The sequence below is a fragment of the Tateyamaria omphalii genome (assembly GCF_019802125.1).
Taxonomy (GTDB): domain Bacteria; phylum Pseudomonadota; class Alphaproteobacteria; order Rhodobacterales; family Rhodobacteraceae; genus Tateyamaria; species Tateyamaria omphalii_B.
Genome location: NZ_JAHVHT010000001.1, coordinates 744,940 through 765,795, shown reverse-complemented (window position 1 = coordinate 765,795; position 20,856 = coordinate 744,940). Strand labels below are relative to the sequence as shown.

Here is a 20,856-nt window from a genome sequence, read left to right as displayed (position 1 = left end):
CGCCGCTGATGTTGAGCGCGGATTTACTGCACAAGGAAAGCCTCATGCTTGCTGGAACCTTCTGCGGCAAACACTTCATATCTTTGGCGTTCCGGTGCCTGTCCCGGTCTTGGTCCGGAGCGACGAAACCGACATGCGTGGCTACCGCCTCGCTAGCGCTCTTGTGACGGCCGCTGTCACCTGCTCACTGTCAATAAGGACCGGTTCCACATGACCATGCATCTTGGATCTCTCTCGCTGATCGTGCCCGACTACGACAGCGCCATCGCCTTCTATTGCGACCAGATGGGCTTCGAGCTGGTGGCTGACATCGACCAGGGCCGCAAACGCTGGGTCGAAGTGCGCCCGCCTGCCGGAGGCCCCACCTTCGTCCTCGCCCGTGCCGACAGTCCCGCGCAAGAGGCCGCGATCGGCAATCAGGGCGCGGGCCGCGTCTGGCTGTTTCTGCACACCGATGACTTCGCCCGTGACCATGCCCGGCTCAGCGCGCAACCGGACATCACCTTCGAGGAAGAGCCGCGCCATGAACCCTATGGCACCGTCGCTGTCTTCCGCGATCTTTTCGGCAACCGGTGGGACTTGATCCAGAAAGCCTAGGGACGCTTGGTGAAACCGCTGCCCATTTCGCCCTTCAGGCAGCGCGGCACGGTCGGATAGGCATCGGTCAGGAAATAGGCATAGGTGCCCTGCGGAAACTCCGCCGTTGTCACTTGCGCCCCATTGCATTCGTCCAAGGTGCCGGAGCCCGCGACATAGGCATAGTCCTGCATGAATGCGCCATCATACATACCGCCAGGCTCTGATCCGCCTGGGCGTTGGCCCGTTTTCAATTGGTAGGAGGAGGTCATGCGCACAACCGCGCCATTCACCTCTGCCGTCAGCGCATAAATCGGGAATCCGTCTGCGGCAAAACCGATCAGCGGGGAAGGGTCGGACGCGGACCAGCCAAGCTGCTGCATCAGACCCACGGGCAGGCCATGGTAGTGATAGGCTCCGGTCGGCTGCACATGGGCATAGTTTGCATCCAGCCCCAGCGCCACGGCTCCGCCCAGTGCGTTGTAGCTCCAGCCTGAACGCGGATCGCCTTGCCAGAACTCGGCAGCGTTGGGGTCGAACGGCACGCCGTTGACAGCTACACCGAACGATGCCGCCCTTGGCAGCGGCTGCGCTTGCCGAACCTGCGGGCTGATCGGCATTTCGAACCGGTAGGATTGGGCAGAGATGCGGTTTGGATTGCCACTGTTGGGGAAAGTACCGACCTCATGGCTTGGCATCCCGTTCGATGTGATGATGCGCGTCCTGCCCGCGATCTGCATCGCGACCTCTGCCCCGCCCGGCGTGTCGCGCAGCGCCATAAGCGACAATGGCTCGGCTTCGGTCGCGGTGTGCACCCGCAGGCGCGGTTGCGCGTCAGCCGATGCCACACAACCCAGCACGATGGCGCAGGCCAAGAGCAGCGACTTTGCCGACGAAAAGGTGAGTGGCATGATATGAACCTTCCTGTTTCTTCGTGATTTCAATGCATGGCTTCCTGCGGAATGACGGTAACGGCGCCTTGGCCCGACGCTCCGAAATCCAGCAGCAGCGTGAATATGTCTGGTGGGACACCGTCAAAGGCGACTGAAGCGATCAGCACCGTATCCTGGGCAAAACCTACCGTGAGAGGACCCTGAAAGCGGATCAGCGCACCGGGCGTGGCCATCTCCTTGAGCATCAGCGGCGCACCGAGACCGGTCAGCGTCAGGCGAAGATCGAACTCATGGCCCAGCATGGTGGCCGCATCGATGCGGGCCACCATGCTGGGTGTGTGCGATCCTTCATGTGCCACGATTGGGAGAGCCGAAACACAGGTCCATGTCAGAACCAGGACCGCCAGGACATGCCGCAAGTGGTGGGTCATGGCAGTTCAACGGCGCCGCACCGGCTTTCCGTCGCGGCAGTGGAAATTTTTTGCGACAACGCCCCATTTTCCACTTGCAGGCCACGTCTGCTGAAAGTATTCCACGGCTCACCCAAGGAAGCGGGCGTAGCTCAGGGGTAGAGCATAACCTTGCCAAGGTTAGGGTCGGGCGTTCGAATCGCCTCGCCCGCTCCAACATCCTCCTTCACTGGAGTGAAGAACAGGCCACCTTCGGGTGGCCTTTTTCTTTGTGTGCTTGGGTTCAAGGGAACGGCACGGCAAAGAGTTCACAGGAGCGGCGTGGATCGGGCGTCGCAAATGGCTGGGACACGTGCGACGTAACTCATTGACTTAATTTCTAAAACACTTTGAATGTCATGGTCGTCAGCGACCTTTCAATCCCCTCGATATCCAGCAACTCGTCATTGATGTATTTGCCCACATCCTGTCCTTCGGGGATGTAGACCTTCGTCAGCAGGTCGTAGTCACCGGATGTCGAGTAAAGTTCGGAATGGATTTCGCGCAGCGCGATCTCTTCGGCGACCTTGTAGGTCGAGCCGGGCCGGCAGCGGATCTGGATGAAGACACAGGTGGTCATGGGCTTGGCCTTTGATCAGGTGGCATGGGGATGTAGTGGCACGTCTGCACAGGTGCCCGCAAGCGCTGCGACCCGCCTCTTGGCGGCACTGCCCTGCCCGCCTATAGAGAGCCGCGACCACATTTGCAGGAGGCGCGACATGCGCACGAGCACCCTCACCCGCACCACGGCGGAGACCGACATTTCGGTCTCCCTGAACCTCGACGGCACGGGCACCTATGACAATGAAACCGGCGTGGGGTTCTTTGACCATATGCTGGACCAGTTGGCCCGGCATGCGCTGATCGACATGACGGTGCGGTGCAAGGGGGATCTGCATATCGACGACCACCACACGGTCGAGGATGTGGGCATCGCCATCGGGCAGGCGCTAAGCCAAGCCGTTGGAAACAAGAAAGGAATCCAACGCTATGGGTCCTGCCTGTTGCCCATGGACGACGCGCTGGTGCGGGCGGCTCTGGACCTGTCGGGGCGGCCGTTTTTGGTGTGGAACGTGGACCTGCCGACGCCGAAGATCGGGACCTTTGACACCGAGCTGGTGCGCGAGTTTTTTCAGGCGTTGAGCACGCATGGTGGAATCACGCTGCACGTGGACATGCTGCATGGTTTGAACAGTCACCACATCGCTGAGGCGGCGTTCAAGGCCGTGGCACGGGCGTTGCGGGTGGCGCTGGAGGTTGATCCGCGGACAGCGGATGCCATCCCCTCGACCAAGGGCAGCCTATGAGCCTGACGGTTCTGATCGACTACGAGAGCGGCAATCTGCACTCGGCGGAAAAGGCATTCGAGCGCATGGCACGCGAGGCGGATGCGGGCACCATTGTCGTGACCTCGGACGCTGATGTGGTGTCCAAGGCGGACCGGATCGTGCTTCCCGGTGATGGAGCTTTCCCTGCTTGTGCGGCGGCACTGGCGGCGTCAGGCATGCAAGAAGCACTGATTGAAGCCATTGAAAAGAAAGGAAAACCCTTTCTTGGCATCTGTGTCGGCATGCAGCTTATGGCGTCCTGGGGGCGGGAATATACCGATACGCCCGGTCTGGGCTGGGTGGATGGTGAGGTGGTGCACATCGCGCCGTCCGACCCGTCGCTGAAGGTGCCGCATATGGGCTGGAACGATCTGGTTCTGGATGCGGCCCACCCGGTCTTTGATGGCGTTCAGACGGGCGATCACACCTACTTTGTGCACTCCTATCACTTCCAGGTGGCGGACCCGTCCCTGCGGCTCGCGCATGTGGACTACGGCCGTGATGTGACGGCCGTTGTGGGCCGTGACACGATGCTGGGGATGCAGTTCCATCCGGAGAAGAGCCAGGACGTGGGGCTGCGCATGATCCGCAACTTTCTGACCTGGGCGCCCTGACATACGGGCTTGCGGTGCGGGATGAGTCGGCCCCTGCGTTTACCTTGTTTTCATGGAGATTGACGCCGAAATGAGGGTGTCACCCCCCGTGCAGCATCCGTACACCCCCTGTGCACCCCCATCGGGCGGTGGGGTGTGGGTTAACGCAACGTGCGGTGACCCAAAGGACGCCTGACGGCGACGCGATTCATTTTTCTGATTGGGGCTCTGCCCCAAACCCCGAAGTATTTTCAGCCAGAAGAAGGATACTGGGCGGGCGTCAGCTGCCGGTGTTTCGGGAGGCCTTTTCGTCGAGGCCGGAGGTGCCTTGGCGGCGTGCGAGTTCGGCCATCACATCGGAGAAGGCCACGTCACGTGCAGCGAGCATTACGAAGAGGTGGTAGAGGACATCCGCCGCCTCTGAGGTCAGTGCGGCCTTGTCGTTCTTCACCGCCTCGATGATGGCTTCGACCGCTTCTTCGCCGAATTTCTCGGCGCATTTTTCGGGACCCTTGGCGAGCAGTTTGGCGGTCCAGGAGCTGTCGGGGTCCGCGCCCTTGCGCGCCTCGATGGTGGCGAAGAGGTCGTCAAGCGTCATAGCGCTTGCCTGAAATCGTGTGTGTCATGTCAGCCTCATCGGGATGCCTGCGGCGGCCATATGCGCCTTGGCCTGGGCGATGGTGAAGTCGCCGAAGTGGAAGATGGAGGCCGCGAGCACTGCTGATGCCCCGCCCTCGGTCACGCCATCGACGAGGTGATCCAGCGTGCCAACGCCGCCCGAGGCGATCACGGGGATGGGCACGGCGTCAGAGATGGCGCGCGTGAGCGGCAGGTTGAAACCGGCGCGCGTGCCGTCGCGGTCCATGGAGGTAAGCAGGATCTCTCCTGCCCCCTTTGCCGCTGCCGTACGGGCGAATTCGACCGCGTCGATGCCGGTGGGTTTGCGCCCACCGTGCGTGAAGATTTCCCAGCGGCCCGGTTCGACCGTTTTGGCGTCGATGGCGCAAACGATGCACTGGCTGCCGAACTGGTCCGCTGCACGCGCGAGCACGTCCGGGTCGGCCACCGCCGCCGAGTTGAACGACACTTTGTCGGCGCCTGCCAGGAGCAGCGCGCGCACATCCGCGACCGTCCGGACACCGCCGCCCACGGTCAGGGGGATGAAGCATTGTTCCGCCGTGCGCCGCACCAGATCGAACATGGTACCACGGTTTTCGTGGGTGGCATGGATGTCGAGAAAGCACAGCTCATCCGCGCCAGCGGCGTCGTAGGCGCGTGCAGCCTCGACCGGGTCGCCGGCGTCGATCAGGTCGACAAAATTCACGCCCTTGACCACGCGGCCATCGGCGACATCGAGACAGGGAATGATGCGGGTTTTCAACATGGCCGTCTCGTAGCGTGGATTTCTGGTCGGGGAAAGGGGCTCTGCCCCTCGCCGCTGCGCGCCTCACCCCGGGATTTTTTTGAAACAGGGAAGGAGCGGACGCCCGCGCATCACGGAACACTCACGCAAAGGTGCGTGGCGTCTGCTGGTGGCTATGTCAGGTATGCGGCATTGCAATGAAGGAGACGCGACATGCGGATTTTGATGGCCCTGGTGATGGGCATATTTCTGGCGGGGACGGCGATGGCTGGGGACAACGGGATCATTCGGAAGGAATCGGCGCAGGGCGTCGATGAAACCATGGATGCGCTGCAGACCGCCCTTGAGGGCGCAGGGCTGACCATCTTTGGCCGTGTGGATCACGGTGCGGGCGCGCAGGGTATTGGAGAGGACATTGGTGCCTCGCAGCTTTTGATCTTTGGCAATCCGAAGCTGGGCACGCAGGCGATGCTGGATGACCGCAGTGCCGGCCTGTTTTTGCCGATGAAGGTGCTGGTGTTCGAGGACGAGACCGGCAAGACCATGATCGCCTATGAGGACCCCGCCGCCATGCTGGGCAAGTTGGGCGGTGTGGCGGAGGATGCCCCTTATATCCAGACCATGACCGGTGCGCTTGGCAAGTTCACCGACGGGGCTGCGCAGTAACGCCTAGCCCTTGAGGGCCGCAAGCGCCGTGGCGAGGTCGATGGCCCCGTCATAGAGCGCGCGGCCCGAGATGGCGCCCGAGATCACGCCCGTGGCCTTGAGCGCCGTCAGATCGTCAAGGGACGACACACCTCCGGATGCGATCACAGGGATGTCCACGGCTTCGGCCAGGGCTTGCGTGGCCGGGATGTTCGGACCGCCCATGGCCCCGTCCCGGTTGATGTCGGTGTAGATAATCGCGGCCACACCTGCATCTTCGAAGCTTTTGGCGAGGTCGGTGGCGTCAACATCGGTTTCCGTGGCCCAGCCCTTTGTCGCCACCTTGCCATTCCGAGCGTCGATGCCGACCGCCACATGGCCGGGGAACGCTTTGGCCGCGTCGCGCACGAGGTCAGGGTTTTCGACCGCCACCGTGCCGAGGATGACGCGCTGGAGCCCCTTGGACAGCCACATTTCGATTGTCGCCATGTCCCGAATGCCGCCGCCAAGCTGGGCGGGGACGTTGCAGTCTTTCAGGATCGCCTCGACCGGGGCCGCGTTGACCGGTTCGCCTGCGAAGGCGCCATTGAGGTCCACGAGGTGCAGCCATTCGCAGCCTGCCTCGACAAAGGCGCGGGCTTGCGCCGCCGGGTCGTCATTGAAGACCGTGGCGCGGTCCATGTCCCCGTGTACCAGCCGCACGGCATTGCCGTCTTTGAGGTCGATGGCGGGGTAGAGGATCATGGTGTCAGGCCTTTCATGCGTTTGGGCGCCTCCTCGCACCTCTCGTGTAGATTTGCAACGCGACCCAAGGTCATTCTTGCCAGCGTGGGCGCTGATGTCTCACAGTTCCGGGCATTACGGAGGAGACACTCAATGAAACACCTGATTGCAGCCGCATGCGTGGCCGTTGCGGGCGCGGGGATGGCGCTGGCCGATCCTGTGCACGGCACCTGGAAAACCGAAACCGGCGAAACGGGCGGCTACCTGCATGTGACCATCTCTGCCTGCGGCGACAGCATTTGCGGCACCATTGCCAAGGTCGTGGACAGCGATAACACGTCGATCAAGGGCAAGCGCATGATCTGGGACATGAAGTCCAAGGGCAATGGCAGCTATGCCGGCGGACGCATCTGGGCGCCGGATGTGGACAAGACCTATCGCTCCAAAATGTCGCTGAATGGCAATGCGCTGAAAGTGTCGGGCTGTGTCGGTCCGATCTGCCGCGGACAGACCTGGACCCGGTTGAACTGATCCCAAGACGAGACCAATTAATGCCCTGCGCCCATCCGGTGCGGGGCATTTTTCATGTCTGCAGCCCGAAACCGGTTGTCACGCTTCGCGATACGCCGGAAAGAGCGCCATGCAATGGGTGCTGTCGGGCACGCCGTTCACGCGGATGTCGTCCTTGAGCGTGCCTTCGATCTCGAAGCCCATGGCTTGGTAGAGATGACACGCCGCACGGTTCGATGCGCGCACCCTGAGCTCGATCTTGTCAAAGCCGTGCCGCCGTGCGTCCGTCAAGGCCCGCCGAAGCAGCGCGCGGCCCAGACCCCGGCCCCGGTACGGTCGCAACACCCCCATTCCCACAACGCCGACATGAGACCGGACCGGTGCGGCGTTGGGCAGGATATCGCACCAGCCGACAACGGAGTCTGCGTCGGTTGCGACAAGGTGGGTAAGGCCCCTTTCGATGTTTCTGCGTACGAAGTCGCGGGTGCTGCCCAGCGGTGGCGCCTCGAACGATTGCAGATACTTTTTCTCCTTCGCAACGGTGTCCACGGCGCTGTGGAAGGCCGGCACGTGGGTCATTTGGATCGGAACAATGGTGAACGGCATCGGCATGTGTCTGGCAACAAGAGAGGTCAGACTGCGCAAGGGAGCGCGCGAGTTCAACCGCGGCCCACGCCATCGGCATCTTTCGGCAGGTCGGCGGCGCTACAGCCGGGAGGAAATGATACCGGTGTTGAAACCGCCCATGCGCAACTCGCCGAAAAGGCGCTGATATTCGATCTTGGGGCAGCGGTTCTGGATGACCGTGAGCCCGGCGTCGCGGGCTTTGGCGGTGGCCTCGGCATGTGAGACACCGATCTGCATCCAGATCGTCTTGATCTGGGGCAACTGGCGCATCGCCGCATCCACGATGGGCGGCACGGCATCGGAGCGGCGGAAGATGTCGACCATGTCCACGCGCGCGTCGATGTCGGCGAAATCACCCACCACCGTCCGTCCGAATAGCGTTTCGCCCGCATAAACCGGGTTCACGGGGATCACGGTGTATCCCTTCAGCGACAGGTAGCGCGCCACGTAATAGCTGGGCCGCACGGGGTTCGTGGACACGCCCACGACCGCCACGACCTTGGTCCGTGTCAGCACCTCTTTCAGATGCGCATCGGTATAGGTTTCATCCATTGCCGTCCCCCCACACCGGCACGTTCCCAAAAAAACGCCCCGATCGCAAAGCGAAAGGGGCGCGAAGGTGCGGAACGAGGGACAGTGATTAACCTGCAGGAGTTCCAAACCTGCGGTTCACAACTTCAGATATGATCTTCTGAAGGATGTGAAAGACCCTCTCTCAAATCTGTGAACGAAACCTTAAACGAACATTTCGCGAAATCTCCGCGCACCGCGCGTCAATCGAAGATATCCTCAATGATATCAAAGGCGTCTTCGAAGATGTCCTTCCAGCGCGACTTGCGCTTCTTGTATTTCTTTTTGGTCGGCTTTGGTCGGGCTGACTGGCGGATAGCCGAAGGGCGAACCAGTTCGCGGTCGCCCGACTTCTTCTTGGGCAGCATCTTGAGATCGTGCAGCGGCGCGCCGCAGCTGGAACATGCCAGCTCGTGCCTGTTGCGGCCCGTCAGCACGAGCGCGGCCCGTGTCCCGCAATAGCAGCAGGTCGCGATTTTCGTGGGATGCGCGATGGTCGCCTCCTATCCGTGGTCCTTGGAGGCATATAAGGCAATTGCGGCAGCATTTGAGACATTGAGTGACCCAAATCCGCCCGCCGCGTCGATTTTGACCAGCGCGTCGCAGGTCTCGCGCGTTTTCTGGCGCAGGCCGGGGCCTTCGGCGCCGAGAACAAGCGCGACGGGTCGGTCCTTTTGCCCTTTGAGCGTGGTTTCGATCGTCTGCTCCGCCTCTCCGTCGAGGCCGAGGACGATGTAGCCCATGCCCTGCAATTCAACGATGGCGTCGGCAAGGTTGCGGACGCGCACGTAGGGCTGCCGTTCCAGCGCGCCCGAGGCAGTCTTGGCCAGCGCGCCGGTTTCGGGGGCTGCGTGGTGGCGCGTTCCGATGACGGCGGACGCGCCCAGCACCTCGGCCGAGCGCAGGATGGCACCCACATTGTGCGGGTCGGTCACACGGTCGAGCAGGATCAGCCGCGGCGCTTCGGCCCCGATGGCGACGTCCGCCAAGCTGCCCCAATCCAGCGGCTTGACCTCGAGTGCCGCCCCTTGGTGGACCGAGCCCGGGTCGATGGGCGGTTTGAACTTGCGAGGGTCGATGACCTCTGCGTCCATACCGGAGGACGTGATCGCGTCGGCCAGCTTGTTCTGGGCATTCAGCGTCACCATCAGGCGCAGTTTTTCACGTTTCGGGTTCAGCAGTGCGTCGCGCACGGCATGCAGACCAAAGAGCCAGACCGTCGCTGCCGCGTCGGCCTTTTTCGCCTGCTCTTTCTCGACCACCCATTTGGGTTTTTTCATTGCGTCACCTTTGGCGTTCTGCAGGGATTTTCTGCCTTGACCCCCGATATGCGTCCCGGTAATCACGCGCTCACGCTGACCGGGGCAGATGCCCTAATGGCGCAGTGGGCGACAGGCCGCAAGGTGTGGCAGGGGACTGTAACTCCCTCGCGGAGACGCACGCCTGGTTCGATTCCAGGGTCGCCCACCACTCTACATGAAACATCTGTGATGTGGTTGCCGATCTGGACGAACGCCAGGTCCGCCGCGGCCAATGGCCGACAGAGGCCATGACGCTTGTCTATCTGGGTATATGACCAGTTGCAGGGTCAGCAGGAGGCGCAAGAGTATCTCAAGATACGCGTATCTGCGTCACTCATGTGGCGGGTTGCGGCTGGCTTGTGCGTCCTGCACTGGCTGAGGCCAGGTCGATCTGATGTAGGCCAGGATGTTCCAGATTTCATCGTCGGTTATCACGCCATCAAACGCAGGCATACCGCTGTTGAAATCGTCTATACCGCGTGCTGCCAGCGCACCTTGTCCACCCAGTTTCGTGTACTCGAACAAAAGTTGATTGTCGTGATGCCACGTGTGACCCGTCGCATCGTGAGGGGGTGCGGGCAAGACACCATCGGCATTCGGAGATTGCCAGTTCGCTTGACCTTCGAGGTTGGCGCCGTGGCAGGATGAGCATTGCTGCTGATAAAGTCGCTCTCCGGCGATGAGGTCACGATGCAACAACTCGTGATCCGCCAGGGCAGGCGAAGACAGACACACGGTGACCAACACCAAACCTCTCATGCCACGTTCACCCATGTCCGCATACCGCCGACAGTGTGGCTGAGCATGTGACAATGCAGCATCCAGCGGCCGGGATTGTCGAAGACGCAGATGATGTCCCGGCTTTCGCCTGCCTCAACGAGCGTGGTGTCCCGCAGATCACCAAGGCTTCCATCCTGGGCGACTTCGTAGAAGTGATGGCCATGCAGATGAATGCCATGCGGGAATGACGTGTCGTTGACCAAGGTTACTTGTGCCGTCTCTCCGCGTTCAAACGATCCGAATGGTTCGGGCTGCAGGTCCGAGACGTTGTTGAATGCCCAGATGTTGTCGCCACCATGTCGCCCTCCCATGGCTCCGCCCATCATTGTCAGTACCAGGTGCTGGGTGGGTTCGGACGGTTTTGGCAGGTTGTGAGGGCTGAGCGGCACGATCGCCCCTGCCCGCCTGGCGTTATTCGTTCCGTCAACTGTGATCTTTGCAAGATTGTAAGGTCCTTGTCGGGTCGGCATCTCCAAGTGGATTTGACCAGACACATCCAGGATCAGATCGGCACGTTGAGCAGGCGCCAATACAACCCCCGCAAAAGGGCGCGGTTCGGCCAACGGCATTCCGTCCAATGCGACCACCACGCCTGTCGCACCGCTGAGTTCCAATGGAAATATCCTGTTTGTTGCCGCATTGATCAGGCGCAATCTGATCCGGTCCCCAATGCGGACCGTCGCTTGCGATAGAAATGCACGGGCGAAATTCCCCATGTAACCCGCATGGGCCACAGAGTGCATATCCGTGAACTCATCGGTCAGACGACCATCTTGGTCGAGCCGCCAATCTGCCAGGATCGCCGTGATGTCGTCGTCCACATCGGGCGGCGTGTCTTCTGCTACGATCAGTGGGCCGGCCATGCCCCGCGCCACTTGCTCGTGAGAGATGTAGTGAGAGTGGTACCAGTAGGTGCCTCCATCCGGGGGCACGAAACTGTATGTCTTGGTGTCTCCCGGATCAATCAGGTCCTGGGTCAGGATTGGTACACCGTCCATATGGTTGTCCAGCCTGATCCCGTGCCAATGCACCGATGTGCCTTCGTCCAGTCCGTTCTCCACGTTTATTGAGATGGGTTGACCCTGTACCGCTCGAATCTCGGGTCCCGGCATTGATCCATTGAACCCAAGCATCTCGGTCAAACCCTCACCCTCCGGTAGGACTTGTGCAGTCACGGGCTCCGCCCTCAGGGTCACGGAATCCCCTTCGGCCGAGACGTAATGCGGCAATACGGTCAGCGCGGAAGCCGATGCCAAGAACTGTCTTCTGTTCATTGCAAACCTCATGATGGCAACGTCAGAACGGATGTCAGCGCGGCGGTGGCGAACAGGATCACCGAAATCACCATCCATTCGAATGAAATAGACTTCGCCAAATGGCGTGCCGCGGCCTGATCACCGGCAGCCATCTGGGGAACGAACCGCAGTTTGTTGGCTGCTGCAATGCCCAGCAATCCCGCGACGAACAGGACTTTGAGTAGAAGTGTTTGACCGTAGCCTCCGCTCAGCAAGGCTGAGATCGATCCGACCAATTCATAGCTCATGTATCCGCCAGCGAGGACCAACAACGGGACGAAGACAGCCGCCATCCTGCCGAAGCGATGACCGACTTCCGATGCCTCCGGGAGTTTTGCAGTGTCCAAGGACAACGCCCGAAGAGGGTGAAGGATGCCGATCCAGATGGACGCTGCCGTCAGATGGAAAAGCAGTACGAGGTTGAGCTGCAGGCTGCCACGGTCATGGATGTGGCCGATATGGACGAAGGACCAAAGGGCAAGCAAGCCGCCGATCAATGACAGGCCCAGCCCGATCCGCCCCACAAACAGCCCAAGGACGAACAGCCCCAATCCTGTGATCCTCAATGCAACCGCTGTGCCGACCGGTGTAGACCACAACAAACCAAGCATTTCGGGATCGGTCATGCCGCTGGCATCACCTGTCAGTGCGGCCCCTGCCAGCAGGAAGCCAAGAAGCGTCGCCGCCATCCCGAGGACAGCAAAACCGACGGCAAAGCCACGGTATCGGTTCAAGCGGAACAGGACGGCAGCAAGGCCCGTACCAACCGACGCCAGCACGCCCAGATACAACGCAAACTTGGTTGCAATGGATGCCAATCCGAACAGGTCAGGCATTGTCACTCGACCGTAAAGCTGAACGATCCGGTCAAGACATGGCCATCGGTACCAAGCCCCCGCCATTCGATGACATAGACACCCGATCCCATGGAGTGCAGCGGAATGGCGTAGTCCGAAATGAACCCTTCGAAACCTTCCAGATCGAGGTCTTCGGTATGCTGGTCTGCATGGGTCATGGTCACACGGGTCAGGCGGATATTGCCCTGGAAGTTCATTGTGACGTCCGTGGGCACCTCGGACACGATGGCGTCATCCGCCGGGAGTGTCGTCTCAAGTGGCGAGTGCGCGACAGCGTCCGTTGCCCAAAGTCCAATCATCGCCGTCATCAGCAGTCTTTTCATGGTTTGTCCCCTCATCGCCATCAGTTGATCCCGTTGGCCTGTTGCAGTTCCCGAATATAGGCGGTGATCATGGTCACATCTCCGCGCGTGAGACCCTCTATGGGAGGCATGTTGCCGAAAGGCCAATGGTGCCCCCTGACCCCCATGGCGACAGCCCTCTGAAAGCTCTCGTCGGCATGGTGGCCGGGTTCGTAGATGATGTGAACCAAGGGAGGCGCGACCCCATCCTGACCCACAGCATTGGTACCGTGACAGGCGACACAATTCGCCTCGAAGCCGCGTTTGCCTATCTGCGCATTCGCCGAGAGTGTGTCCGGGATCACAATATCAACCAGCGCGCTGTCCGCCAAAACGGCGCCGTCTGGCGCCGAGGCCGTGGTCTGGTCGGTTTTGGGCCACAGAGCGTAGCCGACAAAGCCTTCTGCAATGAGGATGGCAACTGAGATGGTGTTCTTCATCGTGTTTTGGTTCTTGTTGTGTGTGCCACGCCTACACCTTCCAGCAAGTGGAGGGTCAAACGAAACCTGGTCACAGCTTTGAGAGCATCCAGACTGCCATGCCGACCATCATCAGGTTTTCCGTCAATGACACGAAACCAAGGGGTACCTTGCTGTCACCACCGACGCAGGCACATTTGAGTTCACGTTTGTCGATGTAGACGGCCTTGAAGACGCTGGTGGCTCCAATGCTTGCAACGATCAGTGCGGCGGGCGCTGATATCCAGGTCAGGACACCCGCCATCATCAGCAGCCCTGCGCCAGTCTCGACGAAGGGGTAGATGTACCCGTATCGCACCCACCTTTGAGCCAGCAAATCATAGTTCAGGAACATGGTGGCAAACCGTTCGACATCCTGAAGCTTCTGCAAGCCAAGCAAGACCATGGATATCGAGATGAACCACTCAATGGTGCGTCCTGCAAAGACGGTACCAAGCGAAACCCATGTCACGGCAATCGCCATCAACGCCGCGATCCCGAACAATGCGATAACGGGCTGATACGTCAGACCGTCCTTGGACTTGGCCGCTTTTCCAAAATACCTGTTGAGATCGTCGAACCCGCCGATCCGTGTTCCGTCCATGAACGTCTGCGGTGTCGTCGCAACGCCCTGCTCGGCCTTGAACGCGTCAACCTCATCCCGACTTGTCAGATGACGGTCGTCCACCTGGTAGCCCTGCCGCTCCAACAGATCCTTCGATTTCAGGCCATAGGGACACAAGTGGTCTGACATCACCATGCGGTACAATGTGGCAGTTCTCGTCTCCGTATCTTTCGGCATCGGTCTGATCCTTACATGTGGTGTTGGGGGACACTTGAAACGTCGATGAGCCACACCTAGTCTTTCCAGTAACTGGAAGGTCAAGAGGGGTCATCCATGAATATCTCAGCCGCATCACAGGCCGCTGGTTTGCCGGTAAAAACCGTTCGGTACTATGCAGATATCGGGCTGGTTCAAGCACCATCGAGATCAGACGCAGGCTACCGCACTTACGACGATGCGTCGGTCAGAAAACTGGTCTTCATCCGGCGGTCACGTGAGTTCGGATTCAGCATCGACGAATGCCGTGAGCTCCTGAGCCTTTACCAGGATCAGGACCGCAACAGCGCCGAGGTGAAGCGGATCGCGTCCAGAAGGCTGGAAGAAATCGAGCAAAAGCAGAGAGAGCTGCAATCACTGCATGATGAGTTGGCGCATCTCGTCAAGACGTGCCGTGGAGACGATCGTCCGGACTGTCCGATCATCGATTATCTCGGATAGTCGTCGATACACATGCGGACTGCTTCGGTACGGGCCCTCAACGCGCCGTTAAGGGCCAACCTGTGAAACACGCGCATGATTTGAACATCCTGTGTTTCTTCTGTGGTGGACAATGTGACTGCAGGATCGCCGAGCAAAGGCTGGCGCATCCTGCAGTCTTAGGTCCTAACAAAAGCTGCGGTTTTCAACCTCACACAAAGACCACATCGTCAAAAATTGCAGCGCCGTCCGTGATGCCCCGGAACGTCAGACTGTCCCCGGTGGCAAAGCTGAGAACCAGGTGACCGTTCGGATCGTAGGATGCGATGGCCTCCAGATCCGACACATCCGGCATCGCCGTTTCGAACAGGTCAGCGTCGAGTTGCAAGATGTCGACATTGTCCCGGAAGTCGATGATCAGGTCAGCATCGTCGCCGGCATTGAAGATGAACGTGTCGGCCCCGATCCCGCCGCGCAGGATGTCATTACCGGCGCCACCGTTCAGAAAGTCAAAGCCCGCGTTGGCGTTTACGATGTCGTCTCCGTCGCCGCCAGACAGCGTGTCGCTGCCATTGTTGCCGTTGAGCGTGTCGTTGCCTGCACCGCCGTTCAGAATGTCGAAGTTGATGCCGCCATTCAGAACGTCGTTTCCGCTTCCACCTTCAAGGCTGTCGGCGCCCGCATTGCCATTAAGCGTGTCGTTTCCAGCGCCGCCCAACAGCGTGTCCTTGCCTTCCGAGCCGGACATCTCGTCCGCGCCGTTGCCGCCGACAAGACTGTCAAATCCGCGGCCACCCAGAACTGTGTCATCACCTTGCCCACCGGCCAATGTGTCATTTCCAAGATTCCCGTTGATGAGATCATTCCCGTCACCCCCGTTTGCGATATCAAAGTCCTCACCGCCGACGATCGTGTCGTTGCCCGCACCTCCGGTGATCGTGTCAGAACCAGATTCTCCCAGCAAGATATCGTTGCCAGCATCACCAGCGATCAAGTCGTTGCGACTACCCCCCAGTATAGAATCATTTCCGTTGCCCCCGGAAATCTCGTCAGAACCGTCCTCACCCAGTATGGTATCGTCCCCGTCACCGCCATACAGGCTGTCGTTGCCGCGGCCACCTGCCAGTCGGTCATCGCCCCCGAACCCCACGATGACATCGGCGTCATTGGTCCCATTCAGGGTGTCATTGCCGTCCGTGCCCAGGATATCGTCCAGCAGCGGCACGTCTTCAGCGGCCAGGGTCCGATCCGTGAATACGAACAACTCGACGCCTGATACCCTCAGGAGCCCATTCGTAGTTTGTATTTCGAAGCGGCCATCTGAGCCGAGGAACACATCAATAACATCGGAACTGGCGAAGGACAGAATGATCGTGTCTTCGCCTTCGCCACCCCTGATCGTGTGTGACCCTCTACCAATACGAAACTCATCATCACCCGCGCCGCCATCCACGGTATCCCTACCAGAATTTGGTACACCCATATCATCGTCAAAGTTCACCAAAAGCGTATCGTTGCCGTCACCGCCGTGCAGGAAGTCAGCATTGTTGCCGCCGTCCAAAAAGTCGTCGCCTGCACCGCCTAGGATAAGGTCCCGGCCCGCTTCACCGAAAATCTCATCATTGCCATCGCCACCATCGATAGTGTCGTCACCGGTACCGCCATAAATCACATCATTGCCATCGCCGCCTTCGATGGAGTCGTCGCCGCTATCGCCATAAATCTCATCATTGCCATCGCCGCCTTCGATGGAGTCGTCGCCGCTATCGCCATAAATCTCATCATTGCCATCGCCGCCGGAAAGGATCTCATTGAAGAATGAGCCTATCAGGGTGTCGTCACCAAGGTCACCGAACTGTTCACCCCCACCACGAAGCACGTCGTCGCCGTCGCCGCCCCGCAAAGTGTCTCCGGGTCTGTCGGCGTCCAGCGTGTCGTTTCCCGCACCACCGTCGAGCAGATCATTGCCTGTACCGCCGATGAGAAGATCGTCTCCCTCACCGCCTTCGAGTGTGTCACCGCCTTGCCCACCGTTCAGTTCGTCGTTGCCGGCACCACCTAGCAGCGAGTCGTCGCCGGCGTTGCCATTCAGGATGTCGTCGTCAGCACCACCATCCATAAACTCGTTGCTGCCCGCGCCGGTCAGCGTGTCGTTGCCCTCGCCGCCCAGCATTTGTGTACGAAGATCGAGGGGACGCGTGTTACCCGCGTCCGAAATGAGCAGGTCGTCACCTGCACCGCCATTCAGGGTACTGCGATTGATACCCGACGATAATGTGTCGTTGCCCTCGCCGCCGAACATGATTTCAACCCCCCGACCGCCGATCAGAGAATCATCTCCCGCACCACCATAGAGGGTGGCGTTGCTGCTGGTCCGAAGTGTGTCATTGCCCGCATCACCGTAGAGTGTGCCACCGCCAGATATTCTGTCATCACCATCACCGCCGCGTACCGTGTCAAAGACACTGAACCCACCGTCGATGGTATCGTCCCCGGCACCACCATCCACTTCATTGATTCCGCCCAACCCTCTGATCAGATCTGAACCGTTCCCACCGTTGAGAGTGTCGTTGCCATCACCACCGATAAGTGTGTCGTCACCGTCACCACCGTCGATGCTATCGCTGCCATCGCCGCCCAACAGTGAGTCGTCACCCGCAAAACCGCGCAACGTATCGTCTCCGCCAAGCCCCGACAGCGTGTCGTTACCGTCGCCGCCCAGCAACTCGTCATTTCCCGGCCCCCCTTCGAGGTTCAGGCCAGGGGTTGATGACATTGTGGTGTTGAACAGAACTTCGGAATCGACTTTTGCCGCCATAGGTAAACTCCCAATGAAAACTGGAGGATCGGTAAATTGTGCGTAGAGAACACACCAAAGATGTGCCGCATACGCAGCACATTCAACCCAAAAGCGAGCCTGATCTGAAATGGGCCGGTTCGCCCCGCTTCAATGCTGGTCAACGGCGCTTGTGAAAAGCGTATTCAACCTGGCTGCGCCGTTTTCAATCGAGCGGTGGATGGTACATGAGACCCGCCGCCAAGCAGCTCTGCCCGGCAGAAACGGGTCGCCGATGCTTGCGGCGTCTTGAGATCTCAAGCCGGAGGCACGTCCGCTGACACCCGCGGCACCAGCGCTTTGACCAGATCCTTCATGTCGAGTTGGCCCACGACCTCTCCGCCATCCGTCACCCTGTAGCACAGGTTCGTATCGCCCCCTGTCAGCGCGATCATGTCTTCCAGGTTTCGCGACGCATCAACCTCTCCGTCGAAGTGGTCGCCGTTGATGGGCCCCATGACCGACCGCACACGCAACACGCGGGCGCGGTTGATGTCGCTGACGAAGTCTTCGATGTAAGGGTCTGACGGAGCGAGCAAAATACTCTGTGGTTCGCCCTGCTGCACTACCGCGCCGTCCTTGAGGATCACGAGGTGGTCGGCCAGCTTCAGCGCCTCATCCAGATCGTGGGTGATGAACACGATGGTCTTGTGCAGTTCCTTTTGCAATTCGAGCAGCAGGTTCTGCATGTCGGTGCGGATCAGCGGGTCGAGGGCCGAGAACGCCTCGTCCATCAGCATGATGTCGGTGTTGGCGGTGAGCGCGCGGGCGATGCCCACGCGCTGCTGCATGCCCCCGGACAGCTGCGCCGGATAGCGGTCCTCGAACCCCTCAAGCCCTACGCGCGCGAGCCATTTGCGACCCTCTCGGTCACAGGTCGCCTTGTCCGCACCTTGCACGCTGAGCGGCAGTTGCGCGTTTTCCAGCACCGTCTTGTGCGGCAGCAGCGCGAACTTCTGGAACACCATCGACATCTGTTTCTGGCGCAGGTCGCGAAGGGCGCTCTGCCCCAGCTTCATCACGTCTTGCCCGTCGACGAGGATTTCGCCCGCCGAGGGGTCGATGAGCCTGTTGAGGTGCCGGATCAGGGTGGATTTGCCAGAACCGGACAGCCCCATGATCACCGTGATCTCGCCCGGTTGCATATCCACGTTGATGTCACGCAGGCCCAGCACGTGGCGGTGTTTCTCCAGTAACGTGGCCTTGCCCATGCCCGTCTTGACGTGGTCCACCATGGCCGCGTCGTTGGGGCCAAAGATCTTGTAGAGCCCGCGCAGGGACACTTTGGCGGTCATCTCAGTGCTCCTTGCGGGTATTATCGACGCGCGCGAGGGCCGCTTTGGACACGCGGTCGAGGATCACGGCAAGCAGCACGATGCCGAGGCCCGCGATGATGCCGACCCCAAGATCGATGGTCCGGATTCCCTGCAACACAAGCGAGCCAAGGCCTGGGGCCGCGATCATTGATGCAATGACGACCATCGCCAGGCTCATCATGATGGTCTGGTTCACGCCCGCCATGATGTTGGGCAGCGCGAGCGGCAGCTGCACGCGGGTGAGCTTTTGCCACGCGGTCAGCCCGAACGCATCCGCCGCCTCCATCACATCGCGATCGACAAGCCGGATGCCCAGATCGGTCAGCCGGATCACCGGTACGATTGCGTAGACAATGACCGCGATGCCGTAAATCTTTGATTCCGTGATCGAAAACAGAAAGATCAGCGGGATGAGATACACGAAGGTGGGCATGGTCTGCATCAGGTCGAGGATCGGAACGATCATGCGCTGCGCGCGGTCGGACTTCGACATGCCGATGCCGATGGGAACGCCCAAGAGAATGGAAATGCCCGTGCAGACAAAGACAATCGACAGGGTCTGCATCGCCACTTCATAGTGATCGATAAAGCCGAAGAACAAGAGCACTGACGCCACAAAAGCCGTTACGCTGGCAGAGCGGCTGACCCACCAGCTGATCAGAAGCAGGACCGGGATCATGATCCACCACGGCGTTGCCTGAAACAGCCACAAAGTGCCATCGAGCATCCAGCTCAGCGGTTGCGTCAGCGGGTCGAGAACCAGCTTGAGTTCTGGTCGCACGGCAAGGAAACCCTGTTCGATCCCGGCGGTCAGGTCACGGGTCTGGCCGATGCGGCCACATGCCTCGTGCAGAACGTCAAGCGAGGGAAAGGGCAGCGCCGGTCCGTTAGATGTCTCACCGCCACCGCTTTGGGCCAGTAGCTGCGCCATGGACATAGGCGCGTCTTCCTTGCCCGCGTCACACCAGTCGCGCAGGCCAAGGCCGTCGATCACGCCATCATAGGCTGCCATGTCGTTCCCCAGTTTCTTGATCTTGCGCCCCGAGGGGCGAGGGTTGCGCCGGGGTCGGACCCCGGCGCATGAGGCTTATTGCAGCAGCGCCGACAGCTTGCCCTTCGCGTCGTCGTTCAGCCAGCTGCCCCACACGTCCTTGTACGTGGTCAGGAAGTACACTGCGGCCTCTTCGTTCGAGGCTTCGTTGGCTTCCTGCCAGGCCAGTACCTCGCCCATCTGGGCGTTGGTGAAGGTCAGGTTCTGCATCAGCGCCGCGGCTTCGGGCTCACGGTCGACAAAGGTTTGGGTCGCCGCTGTCACCACGTTCGACACCGGGTATGCGGACAGGCCGGGTGTCGCGCAGTCTTCCAGACCGTTGCAGGTGTGGGTGTCGGCGTCATAGGCGGGCATTTCGACCTGCACCATCGGGTATTTGCCCAGCACGGATGTGGGTGCCCAGTAGTAGCCAAACCACGGCTCTTTCGCCTCGTATGCGGCGGCAATGGCGGTTGCGAGTGTTTCGCCCGAGCCGTGCTGGAAGCGTTCGACGCCCGCATCAGCCAGCCCTGCGGCCTTGAAGTTGTTGTGGTTGGTGATGTCACAGCCCCAGCCCGATGGGCAGTCGTGGAAGCGGCCACCGACCAGTTGCGGGTTCGCCTTGATCCCGTCGAGCGTTTTCAGCTCGGGGTGCGCTTCGGCCAGGTAGTCGGGGATCCACCAGGCTTCGACCCCGCCATCGGACAGGACCTTGGACATCTCGACCAGCTTGCCCTCACTGCGCAGCTCTTCGTAGACCTCGGTGTAGCTGGTCCAGAGTTCGGTCAGGATGTCGGGCTCGCCCGTCTCGGCCACGGATGCCATGGCAGGCACGGTGGTGGTGGGCACGACGGTGACCGAGCAGCCATAGCCCTGTTCCAGCAGGAACTTGGCGACGTTGGTCACGACGGCGGCAGAGGCCCAGTCCATTTCTGTGATGGACACGTCGCCGCACTCAGCGGCGGCGATGGACGCGGCTGAGGTGCCCATCATCAGTGTTGCGGCAAATGCGAGTTTTTTCATGTGTTTGCTCCCTGTTCTGGCGGCATTTTCGCAGAATACGGGGCAAGTGATAGACCCAAACGGGCAGGAACGAATAGTCCA

General features: G+C 60.3%; 26 protein-coding genes and 2 tRNA genes. 8 read left to right on the top strand and 20 right to left on the bottom strand.

The window, feature by feature from the left end; translation table 11 throughout:
• The first annotated feature begins 216 nt into the window (after positions 1 to 216).
• Entirely contained in the window at positions 217 to 597 is a 381-nt protein-coding gene (locus KUV51_RS03805; RefSeq protein WP_222521229.1) for a VOC family protein, read from the top strand.
• On the opposite strand, the gene KUV51_RS03800 is transcribed toward KUV51_RS03805, so the two are convergent.
• On the bottom strand, positions 594 to 1,487 hold the full coding sequence (locus KUV51_RS03800) for a YHYH protein (protein WP_222520268.1): 894 nt from the start codon (positions 1,485 to 1,487) through the stop codon (positions 594 to 596). The genes KUV51_RS03805 and KUV51_RS03800 overlap by 4 nt on opposite strands.
• 29 nt (positions 1,488 to 1,516) lie before the next feature.
• The gene (locus KUV51_RS03795) at positions 1,517 to 1,900 is read right to left on the bottom strand and encodes a hypothetical protein (RefSeq protein WP_222520267.1); all 384 of its coding nucleotides are present in this window, start codon (positions 1,898 to 1,900) and stop codon (positions 1,517 to 1,519) included.
• A 120-nt stretch (positions 1,901 to 2,020) separates the two neighbouring features.
• Here KUV51_RS03795 and KUV51_RS03790 point away from each other — a divergent pair.
• Positions 2,021 to 2,095: transfer RNA gene (locus KUV51_RS03790), tRNA-Gly, on the top strand.
• Between the two features lie 163 nt (positions 2,096 to 2,258).
• Here the strand turns inward: KUV51_RS03790 and KUV51_RS03785 are convergent.
• Entirely contained in the window at positions 2,259 to 2,498 is a 240-nt protein-coding gene (locus tag KUV51_RS03785; protein ID WP_222520266.1) for an Lrp/AsnC ligand binding domain-containing protein, read from the bottom strand.
• Between the two features lie 139 nt (positions 2,499 to 2,637).
• Here KUV51_RS03785 and hisB point away from each other — a divergent pair, with 139 nt between their 5' ends.
• Together hisB and hisH are read left to right on the top strand one after the other, a co-directional pair.
• Positions 2,638 to 3,225, top strand: a complete 588-nt coding sequence (hisB, locus tag KUV51_RS03780; RefSeq protein ID WP_039686164.1) for an imidazoleglycerol-phosphate dehydratase HisB — start codon at positions 2,638 to 2,640, stop codon at positions 3,223 to 3,225.
• Positions 3,222 to 3,860, top strand: coding sequence for an imidazole glycerol phosphate synthase subunit HisH (hisH, locus tag KUV51_RS03775; RefSeq protein WP_222520265.1), 639 nt, complete (start codon positions 3,222 to 3,224; stop codon positions 3,858 to 3,860). Before hisB ends, hisH begins: the two co-directional genes overlap by 4 nt.
• A gap of 259 nt (positions 3,861 to 4,119) precedes the next feature.
• Here hisH and KUV51_RS03770 read toward each other — a convergent pair whose 3' ends face one another.
• Both KUV51_RS03770 and hisF read right to left on the bottom strand, forming a co-directional pair.
• On the bottom strand, positions 4,120 to 4,437 hold the full coding sequence (locus KUV51_RS03770; protein ID WP_222520264.1) for a phosphoribosyl-ATP diphosphatase: 318 nt from the start codon (positions 4,435 to 4,437) through the stop codon (positions 4,120 to 4,122).
• A 24-nt stretch (positions 4,438 to 4,461) separates the two neighbouring features.
• A complete protein-coding gene (hisF, locus tag KUV51_RS03765) occupies positions 4,462 to 5,223 on the bottom strand; it encodes an imidazole glycerol phosphate synthase subunit HisF (protein WP_222520263.1) in 762 nt (253 codons plus the stop codon).
• 192 nt (positions 5,224 to 5,415) lie between these two features.
• Here hisF and KUV51_RS03760 point away from each other — a divergent pair, with 192 nt between their 5' ends.
• Positions 5,416 to 5,868, top strand: coding sequence for a DUF302 domain-containing protein (locus tag KUV51_RS03760; RefSeq protein WP_222520262.1), 453 nt, complete (start codon positions 5,416 to 5,418; stop codon positions 5,866 to 5,868).
• A 3-nt stretch (positions 5,869 to 5,871) separates the two neighbouring features.
• Here KUV51_RS03760 and hisA read toward each other — a convergent pair whose 3' ends face one another.
• Positions 5,872 to 6,591, bottom strand: a complete 720-nt coding sequence (gene hisA, locus KUV51_RS03755) for a 1-(5-phosphoribosyl)-5-[(5-phosphoribosylamino)methylideneamino]imidazole-4-carboxamide isomerase (RefSeq protein ID WP_222520261.1) — start codon at positions 6,589 to 6,591, stop codon at positions 5,872 to 5,874.
• Positions 6,592 to 6,723: 132 nt separating this feature from the next.
• On the opposite strand from hisA, the gene KUV51_RS03750 reads away from it, so the two are divergent.
• On the top strand, positions 6,724 to 7,101 hold the full coding sequence (locus KUV51_RS03750; RefSeq protein WP_222520260.1) for a DUF2147 domain-containing protein: 378 nt from the start codon (positions 6,724 to 6,726) through the stop codon (positions 7,099 to 7,101).
• Between the two features lie 78 nt (positions 7,102 to 7,179).
• On the opposite strand, the gene KUV51_RS03745 is transcribed toward KUV51_RS03750, so the two are convergent.
• The 4 genes from KUV51_RS03745 to rlmB all read right to left on the bottom strand — a co-directional run bounded on the left by KUV51_RS03745 (position 7,180) and on the right by rlmB (position 9,557).
• On the bottom strand, positions 7,180 to 7,686 hold the full coding sequence (locus KUV51_RS03745; RefSeq protein WP_222520259.1) for a GNAT family N-acetyltransferase: 507 nt from the start codon (positions 7,684 to 7,686) through the stop codon (positions 7,180 to 7,182).
• Between the two features lie 99 nt (positions 7,687 to 7,785).
• A complete protein-coding gene (locus KUV51_RS03740) occupies positions 7,786 to 8,259 on the bottom strand; it encodes a CoA-binding protein (protein WP_222520258.1) in 474 nt (157 codons plus the stop codon).
• Positions 8,260 to 8,480: 221 nt separating this feature from the next.
• On the bottom strand, positions 8,481 to 8,771 hold the full coding sequence (locus KUV51_RS03735) for a hypothetical protein (RefSeq protein ID WP_222521228.1): 291 nt from the start codon (positions 8,769 to 8,771) through the stop codon (positions 8,481 to 8,483).
• 9 nt (positions 8,772 to 8,780) lie between these two features.
• Positions 8,781 to 9,557 (bottom strand): 23S rRNA (guanosine(2251)-2'-O)-methyltransferase RlmB, encoded by a 777-nt coding sequence (gene rlmB, locus KUV51_RS03730; RefSeq protein WP_222520257.1) that lies wholly within the window; start codon positions 9,555 to 9,557, stop codon positions 8,781 to 8,783.
• A gap of 106 nt (positions 9,558 to 9,663) precedes the next feature.
• On the opposite strand from rlmB, the gene KUV51_RS03725 reads away from it, so the two are divergent.
• Positions 9,664 to 9,747, top strand: a tRNA-Tyr gene (locus KUV51_RS03725).
• A 161-nt stretch (positions 9,748 to 9,908) separates the two neighbouring features.
• On the opposite strand, the gene KUV51_RS03720 is transcribed toward KUV51_RS03725, so the two are convergent.
• The 6 genes from KUV51_RS03720 to KUV51_RS03695 all read right to left on the bottom strand — a co-directional run bounded on the left by KUV51_RS03720 (position 9,909) and on the right by KUV51_RS03695 (position 14,111).
• Positions 9,909 to 10,337, bottom strand: coding sequence for a c-type cytochrome (locus tag KUV51_RS03720; RefSeq protein ID WP_222520256.1), 429 nt, complete (start codon positions 10,335 to 10,337; stop codon positions 9,909 to 9,911).
• Complete coding sequence (locus KUV51_RS03715; protein ID WP_222520255.1) at positions 10,334 to 11,632, bottom strand: multicopper oxidase family protein; 1,299 nt, start codon at positions 11,630 to 11,632, stop codon at positions 10,334 to 10,336. Before KUV51_RS03715 ends, KUV51_RS03720 begins: the two co-directional genes overlap by 4 nt.
• An 8-nt stretch (positions 11,633 to 11,640) precedes the next feature.
• Positions 11,641 to 12,489 carry a copper resistance D family protein gene (locus KUV51_RS03710; RefSeq protein WP_222520254.1) on the bottom strand — a complete coding sequence of 283 codons (849 nt, stop codon included), beginning with the start codon at positions 12,487 to 12,489 and terminating at the stop codon, positions 11,641 to 11,643.
• Between the two features lie 2 nt (positions 12,490 to 12,491).
• Positions 12,492 to 12,833 (bottom strand): copper resistance protein CopC, encoded by a 342-nt coding sequence (locus tag KUV51_RS03705; protein ID WP_222520253.1) that lies wholly within the window; start codon positions 12,831 to 12,833, stop codon positions 12,492 to 12,494.
• Positions 12,834 to 12,853: 20 nt separating this feature from the next.
• Positions 12,854 to 13,291: a c-type cytochrome gene (locus tag KUV51_RS03700; protein WP_222520252.1), complete on the bottom strand. Its 438-nt coding sequence runs from the start codon at positions 13,289 to 13,291 to the stop codon at positions 12,854 to 12,856.
• A 70-nt stretch (positions 13,292 to 13,361) separates the two neighbouring features.
• Positions 13,362 to 14,111 carry a MauE/DoxX family redox-associated membrane protein gene (locus KUV51_RS03695; RefSeq protein ID WP_222520251.1) on the bottom strand — a complete coding sequence of 250 codons (750 nt, stop codon included), beginning with the start codon at positions 14,109 to 14,111 and terminating at the stop codon, positions 13,362 to 13,364.
• Between the two features lie 96 nt (positions 14,112 to 14,207).
• On the opposite strand from KUV51_RS03695, the gene cueR reads away from it, so the two are divergent.
• On the top strand, positions 14,208 to 14,591 hold the full coding sequence (gene cueR, locus KUV51_RS03690; RefSeq protein ID WP_222520250.1) for a Cu(I)-responsive transcriptional regulator: 384 nt from the start codon (positions 14,208 to 14,210) through the stop codon (positions 14,589 to 14,591).
• A gap of 190 nt (positions 14,592 to 14,781) precedes the next feature.
• On the opposite strand, the gene KUV51_RS03685 is transcribed toward cueR, so the two are convergent.
• The 4 genes from KUV51_RS03685 to KUV51_RS03670 all read right to left on the bottom strand — a co-directional run bounded on the left by KUV51_RS03685 (position 14,782) and on the right by KUV51_RS03670 (position 20,775).
• Positions 14,782 to 17,388 (bottom strand): calcium-binding protein, encoded by a 2,607-nt coding sequence (locus KUV51_RS03685; RefSeq protein ID WP_222520249.1) that lies wholly within the window; start codon positions 17,386 to 17,388, stop codon positions 14,782 to 14,784.
• A gap of 275 nt (positions 17,389 to 17,663) precedes the next feature.
• Complete coding sequence (locus KUV51_RS03680; protein WP_222520248.1) at positions 17,664 to 18,701, bottom strand: glycine betaine/L-proline ABC transporter ATP-binding protein; 1,038 nt, start codon at positions 18,699 to 18,701, stop codon at positions 17,664 to 17,666.
• A 1-nt stretch (position 18,702) separates the two neighbouring features.
• On the bottom strand, positions 18,703 to 19,734 hold the full coding sequence (locus KUV51_RS03675; protein WP_222520247.1) for an ABC transporter permease: 1,032 nt from the start codon (positions 19,732 to 19,734) through the stop codon (positions 18,703 to 18,705).
• A gap of 75 nt (positions 19,735 to 19,809) precedes the next feature.
• Positions 19,810 to 20,775 (bottom strand): glycine betaine ABC transporter substrate-binding protein, encoded by a 966-nt coding sequence (locus KUV51_RS03670; protein ID WP_222520246.1) that lies wholly within the window; start codon positions 20,773 to 20,775, stop codon positions 19,810 to 19,812.
• Between the last annotated feature and the right edge of the window lie 81 nt (positions 20,776 to 20,856).

What these genes read in the sequence shown, in the direction of transcription:
- KUV51_RS03795 (WP_222520267.1), bottom strand. Translation starts at nt 1,900, where the DNA reads ATGACCCACCACTTGCGGCATGTCCTGGCGGTCCTGGTTCTGACATGG.
- KUV51_RS03750 (WP_222520260.1), top strand. Translation starts at nt 6,724, where the DNA reads ATGAAACACCTGATTGCAGCCGCATGCGTGGCCGTTGCGGGCGCGGGG.
- KUV51_RS03675 (WP_222520247.1), bottom strand. Translation starts at nt 19,734, where the DNA reads ATGGCAGCCTATGATGGCGTGATCGACGGCCTTGGCCTGCGCGACTGG.
- KUV51_RS03685 (WP_222520249.1), bottom strand. Translation starts at nt 17,388, where the DNA reads ATGGCGGCAAAAGTCGATTCCGAAGTTCTGTTCAACACCACAATGTCA.
- KUV51_RS03680 (WP_222520248.1), bottom strand. Translation starts at nt 18,701, where the DNA reads ATGACCGCCAAAGTGTCCCTGCGCGGGCTCTACAAGATCTTTGGCCCC.
- hisB (WP_039686164.1), top strand. Translation starts at nt 2,638, where the DNA reads ATGCGCACGAGCACCCTCACCCGCACCACGGCGGAGACCGACATTTCG.
- KUV51_RS03760 (WP_222520262.1), top strand. Translation starts at nt 5,416, where the DNA reads ATGCGGATTTTGATGGCCCTGGTGATGGGCATATTTCTGGCGGGGACG.
- KUV51_RS03785 (WP_222520266.1), bottom strand. Translation starts at nt 2,498, where the DNA reads ATGACCACCTGTGTCTTCATCCAGATCCGCTGCCGGCCCGGCTCGACC.
- KUV51_RS03740 (WP_222520258.1), bottom strand. Translation starts at nt 8,259, where the DNA reads ATGGATGAAACCTATACCGATGCGCATCTGAAAGAGGTGCTGACACGG.
- hisH (WP_222520265.1), top strand. Translation starts at nt 3,222, where the DNA reads ATGAGCCTGACGGTTCTGATCGACTACGAGAGCGGCAATCTGCACTCG.
- KUV51_RS03745 (WP_222520259.1), bottom strand. Translation starts at nt 7,686, where the DNA reads ATGCCGTTCACCATTGTTCCGATCCAAATGACCCACGTGCCGGCCTTC.
- KUV51_RS03770 (WP_222520264.1), bottom strand. Translation starts at nt 4,437, where the DNA reads ATGACGCTTGACGACCTCTTCGCCACCATCGAGGCGCGCAAGGGCGCG.
- hisF (WP_222520263.1), bottom strand. Translation starts at nt 5,223, where the DNA reads ATGTTGAAAACCCGCATCATTCCCTGTCTCGATGTCGCCGATGGCCGC.
- KUV51_RS03710 (WP_222520254.1), bottom strand. Translation starts at nt 12,489, where the DNA reads ATGCCTGACCTGTTCGGATTGGCATCCATTGCAACCAAGTTTGCGTTG.
- KUV51_RS03805 (WP_222521229.1), top strand. Translation starts at nt 217, where the DNA reads ATGCATCTTGGATCTCTCTCGCTGATCGTGCCCGACTACGACAGCGCC.
- KUV51_RS03670 (WP_222520246.1), bottom strand. Translation starts at nt 20,775, where the DNA reads ATGAAAAAACTCGCATTTGCCGCAACACTGATGATGGGCACCTCAGCC.
- hisA (WP_222520261.1), bottom strand. Translation starts at nt 6,591, where the DNA reads ATGATCCTCTACCCCGCCATCGACCTCAAAGACGGCAATGCCGTGCGG.
- rlmB (WP_222520257.1), bottom strand. Translation starts at nt 9,557, where the DNA reads ATGAAAAAACCCAAATGGGTGGTCGAGAAAGAGCAGGCGAAAAAGGCC.
- KUV51_RS03715 (WP_222520255.1), bottom strand. Translation starts at nt 11,632, where the DNA reads ATGAACAGAAGACAGTTCTTGGCATCGGCTTCCGCGCTGACCGTATTG.
- KUV51_RS03720 (WP_222520256.1), bottom strand. Translation starts at nt 10,337, where the DNA reads ATGAGAGGTTTGGTGTTGGTCACCGTGTGTCTGTCTTCGCCTGCCCTG.
- KUV51_RS03700 (WP_222520252.1), bottom strand. Translation starts at nt 13,291, where the DNA reads ATGAAGAACACCATCTCAGTTGCCATCCTCATTGCAGAAGGCTTTGTC.
- KUV51_RS03705 (WP_222520253.1), bottom strand. Translation starts at nt 12,833, where the DNA reads ATGAAAAGACTGCTGATGACGGCGATGATTGGACTTTGGGCAACGGAC.
- KUV51_RS03800 (WP_222520268.1), bottom strand. Translation starts at nt 1,487, where the DNA reads ATGCCACTCACCTTTTCGTCGGCAAAGTCGCTGCTCTTGGCCTGCGCC.
- KUV51_RS03695 (WP_222520251.1), bottom strand. Translation starts at nt 14,111, where the DNA reads ATGCCGAAAGATACGGAGACGAGAACTGCCACATTGTACCGCATGGTG.
- cueR (WP_222520250.1), top strand. Translation starts at nt 14,208, where the DNA reads ATGAATATCTCAGCCGCATCACAGGCCGCTGGTTTGCCGGTAAAAACC.